Annotated in this window: 1 protein-coding gene; it reads right to left on the reverse strand. The window is 65.8% G+C overall.

Going from position 1 to position 761, the window contains the following annotated elements; translation table 11 throughout:
* Nucleotides 1-652 (reverse strand): PstC family ABC transporter permease (locus tag EXE45_RS17175; RefSeq protein ID WP_137695047.1); only part of this gene is annotated, 652 nt, incomplete at its 3' end.
* Nucleotides 653-761: the final 109 nt, after the last annotated feature.

Below are 761 nucleotides of genomic sequence, written 5' to 3' on the forward strand. Positions count from 1 at the left end.
CGGAGATCGACGCCGGGACGACGATGCCCGTCGACACCTCGAACTTGGTCGCGCCGAGCCCGTAGCCGGCCTGGCGCAGTTCGTCCGGCACCGCGCTCATGGCGTCCTCGGAGATCGACGACACCATCGGGATCGTCATGATCCCGACCATGATCGACGCCGCGAGCGCGTTGAACGTGCTCATCTCCGGGAACAGCGTCGCCTTCAGCGCGGGCGTGACGTACACCAACGCGAAGTAGCCGTACACGACCGTCGGGATCCCGGCGAGGATCTCGAGGAGGGGTTTCAGGATCGACCGGGCGTTCGGGGTCGCGTACTCGCTGAGGTAGATGGCGGTGAGCGTCCCGATCGGGATGGAGATGAACGCCGCGGTGATCGTCACCGTGATCGTTCCGATCAGCAGCGGGACGATCCCGAACACCTGCCCGCCGCCGGCCGGGTTCGGGCTCCAGTTGGTGCCGGTGAGGAACTCGGTGATCGGTATCGCCCGGAAGAACACCACCGCGTCGGACAGGAGGGTGACGAAGATCGCGGCCGTCGTGAGCAGCGTGATCGCCGCGCACGCCGCGAACAGGCCGCCGTAGGTTCCTTCCTTCAGTCGTGTGAGCCCGCCCCGCCGGCTCAGGTCGGGACTCTCTGTGCTGTCAGTCACGAACGGTGAGGTATCGAACGCTGTCGTAAATCAATACACCGGTTCATCGCGCGGGCGCTATCCCTGGGCCCGCTCGATCGCGTCTTCGAGCTTCTCCATCTGCGCTTCC

The sequence above is a fragment of the Halorubrum sp. SP9 genome, from assembly GCF_005435015.1.
Lineage (GTDB): Archaea > Halobacteriota > Halobacteria > Halobacteriales > Haloferacaceae > Halorubrum > Halorubrum sodomense.